Origin of the sequence: Clostridium sp. OF09-36 (assembly GCF_003481985.1) — a bacterium.
Classification (GTDB): Bacteria; Bacillota; Clostridia; order Lachnospirales; family Lachnospiraceae; genus Brotaphodocola.
Genome location: NZ_QUMD01000056.1, coordinates 1 through 3,653 on the forward strand (window position 1 = coordinate 1; position 3,653 = coordinate 3,653).

The window sequence follows — 3,653 nt, forward strand, 5'->3', positions numbered from 1 at the left end:
TTTTTCCAATTATCGTAAATAAAGAAAATATTCCACCTAAAAGTATGACTGCTATATCATGTGAAAGTTCTATTTTATTAAAAAAATATAATAATGAAAAAAACACATAAGTATCAGGTAAACTTACACTATCCAGTATATTATTTAAAACTTGTAAAAAATTATCTCCTTCAGAAATAATTTTTTCTCTCATCAAAACCGCAAGTGCCAATGAACTTATAAATGCAAGTGCAATTTTACACGGTTCTACTCGCTTCATAGATTATTCCTCTTAAGACATAGTTTTCATATCACTATTATAATGAAACAAGAAATTTATATTTCAAAGATGTAATCACAAATGTGTCTTTATTACCAGAATATATGCCTTCACAGTATTCTATTTGTTTATCCTCTAACTTTTCTTTTAAAAGTTTAATCATGTTTTGTTCACCTTTTCTATTATAATCATCTAAAAGTATTACAAAATCTTTTTTTAAACAGTCTGGTAACAACTCTAAAATATCAGTCCTTGCATAAATATAACATGGAGTTCCAAATGGGGCATCAATAGAAATCAAATCAAACTTTTGTCCAGAAAATGTTTCCTTAAATCCAGCATATCCAATCACATCATTATCTTCTCTAACTTGTTTCTTACATAAATCTAATTGAATAATTGTACTAGATTTTAAAACATCATTTGTATTTTCATAGAACTTTATCCAACTAGAATCATGCTCAACAACAAAGTGCTGACACTCCTGACTATACTCAGCATATTGTGTTATCATTTGTGTGCTTTGTCCTAACCCCAATTCCAATATATTGTGAGGGTGAATTGCCTCCAATGTTCTATATAATACATATAAATATTGATATCCTACCGCCCATCTTCCAGGTGAAAATTTTTTATTCAAAAGCCAATTACTATTACAAACAGTATCATGAAATACCGCACTCCATACATTTTCGTTGGATGCTCTAGATGTCTTCACTCCATATTCTTGAATTTTTTCACAGCGTTTTAAAATTGCCTCATCTAATTCCTGAATTTTCTTATTACGTTCTAATATCCATTCATCTAATTCTTGAATTTTTTTTACTCTTTTAAGAACAAAGTTATTAAATTCTATCACCTTATTAACATTTTGTTTTATAAATTCCATCTCAGTATTAAGAACATTTTTTTGTTCTTCCTGGGATATCATCAACTTTTCTACATTTTTAGACAACTCCTCAAGCCTTTGAAACACCGAAAAAATATTTTTTAAATTCATATTTTATCTCCATTACTAACGCTTAAAAAAATAATATATTTTCTTAGGTATATATAACACCGCTTCTCCTACACGAAAAGTTTTAGAATTTTTCACACAACAATACTGATATTTCCAGTCTTCAAGTTCCTTTTTATATGTATCGCTTTTAACTCCCACTTTTAATACTTTTAATAATTGGTTCATATCAATATTATAAGTACTTGATTTCAGCATATCCATACGAATATAAAGTAGCATTTTAAAGAAACTGCTCTTAACTTCATCTGACAGTTCCACTATTTGATTAGCTTCAAAAGCTCGTTTCTGTTCAATAATACGTTGAACAGTCACAGCATGCAAATCATTCAAATGTTTTTCTGACGAAATTTTCAGATTATCACTCACACCATTGATAAACGCTGCCAATTTTTCTTCATTCCATTTAACACTTTGATGACCAATTCGATAACAGTATACGACTCTTTTCAATGCATAAAATTCTTTTGCAGCAATCATTGCTCTGACAAAAAATGGAGGATCTTGAAATCTTTTATACGGTGGAAATTCAATATTCTCTCGCTTTAATAAGTGCAACGAATACAAAAATCTATGGTATCCATAATCATACTGATAATTTTCGTAAGAAACTAAATCATCTTCCGAAAACGTATATTTTTGATAAAATCCATCAAACTGCACCGTTTTCTCTTTTGTTTTATCATTATAACGACTAAATGATCCACCACAAATTAATGCATTATGAGCTTTAGCAGCATTATATAAATCTTTCAGAACATCTTCATCTGGATAAAAATCATCCGGATCCATAAAACATACATAGTCTGACTTTGCTGAAAGCAACCCGGCATTCCTAGCTGCTGATACACCTTGATTCGTTTGATTAATTACGGTTATATATTCATTGTTTTCTGCGTATTTTTGTAAAATGCGAAGTGAACTATCTGTTGACCCATCATTTATACATATAATTTCAAAATCGTTCAGAGTTTGCGAAATCACACTATTCAAGCATTCTTCCAAATAGTTTTCCATATTATATACTGGAATTATAACTGAAACTGTTTTCATATTTATTCTCCAAAACCTCTATCTTTTTATAAAGAAATCTTTAATTTTGCATGGTAAAAACATGATTACCTTTCCAACTTTGAATGTAGTAGAATGCTCCAATTCACATATCCTATCATTCGCTCTATCTAAATCCATTTGCAACCTTTTTTCTGAATCTCCTTGTAAAACATTAAACAAAAAATAATTTTCTGGGTCATTTTTTATGAATTGTAAACTGTTCCATTCATCTGCCGAAAAAAATCCAGAAGATAATTCGCCATCAACTTCTGCCTGCTTAAATTCTTCACTGATATCTAATATATACTGTTTTTTAAATTCATTTGCAATTCTGTTAATGGTCCCAATGTAATTCTGATACCGCTTATATGAATATATATATTTAACATTTTCCCATACGCTCTTCTGTTCCATCAATAGTTCTTTAATATGCAAATACTCTGCATTCATGCTATAACTTTCGTTTTGCTAAACATAGAAGAGGATGGATTATCGCGTCGATTACGATAATATGGTTTATCAATAAAGACAACTTTTTTTGCATATACAAACGTCTGAAACCAAAAACCATTATCCTGGTACGAAGCACCAGGAGTTTCATTATGACGAATTTTATATTGTTCAATAAACTCTCGTTTATAAATTCCAGACCATGTATTCATAATAAATTTAAAGCTATGTTGTTCCGACATCGGACAAATAACTCTATTATAATCATCAACAGAATCAGATAAATGATTATACATTAAATTAATATTTCCATTATCATTTCTAGTAAAACGATAAAAATCCGCCTTAACTATATCTGCATTATAAAATTTTGCTTTTTCATAAAGTTCTTCATACATATTCAATGCAATATAATCATCCGGTTCAACAATTCCTATGTATTCCCCAGTTGCACGATTTAATCCTTTATTCATAGCCTTTCCGTACCCACCATTTGGACCCGAAATGACAACAATACGTTTATCTTTTTGAGCATATTCTTCGATAATTTCTAATGAGCCATCCGTTGATCCATCGTTTACACATAAAATTTCAATATCATTTAATGTTTGTCCCACAACACTATCCAAGCATTCTCTTAAATATGGTTTTACATTATACGTTGGAATTATTATTGATACTTTTGCCATCTCACATCTCCTTAATTATATTTTTTGTTTGATCCACCAATAAATTTTTTGTGGTACAAATATAAAAGCTTGACCTATTTTAAAAGTTTTTGATCTTCGTAATTTCAAAATTTCTATTTCAAGTTCATCTTTTCTATTTTGCAATTCCATATTTTCCTGAATCATTAACCATAATTTCAAAATT

General features: G+C 29.3%; 5 protein-coding genes. All 5 read right to left on the minus strand.

The genetic code is table 11. The annotated features are described in order from the left end of the window. A partial coding sequence (locus DXA97_RS19295) for a hypothetical protein (protein WP_147355613.1) occupies nt 1-259 on the minus strand: 259 nt, incomplete at its 3' end. A gap of 37 nt (nt 260-296) precedes the next feature. Beyond that, complete coding sequence (locus DXA97_RS19300; RefSeq protein ID WP_118721433.1) at nt 297-1,259, minus strand: hypothetical protein; 963 nt, start codon at nt 1,257-1,259, stop codon at nt 297-299. Between the two features lie 15 nt (nt 1,260-1,274). Then, nucleotides 1,275-2,330: a glycosyltransferase family 2 protein gene (locus tag DXA97_RS19305; RefSeq protein WP_118721434.1), complete on the minus strand. Its 1,056-nt coding sequence runs from the start codon at nt 2,328-2,330 to the stop codon at nt 1,275-1,277. 18 nt (nt 2,331-2,348) lie between these two features. Continuing rightward, the gene (locus tag DXA97_RS21375) at nt 2,349-2,780 is read right to left on the minus strand and encodes a hypothetical protein (RefSeq protein ID WP_243107782.1); all 432 of its coding nucleotides are present in this window, start codon (nt 2,778-2,780) and stop codon (nt 2,349-2,351) included. After that, nucleotides 2,777-3,469 (minus strand): glycosyltransferase family 2 protein, encoded by a 693-nt coding sequence (locus tag DXA97_RS21380; RefSeq protein ID WP_243107783.1) that lies wholly within the window; start codon nt 3,467-3,469, stop codon nt 2,777-2,779. Before DXA97_RS21380 ends, DXA97_RS21375 begins: the two co-directional genes overlap by 4 nt. Nucleotides 3,470-3,653 lie beyond the last annotated feature (184 nt).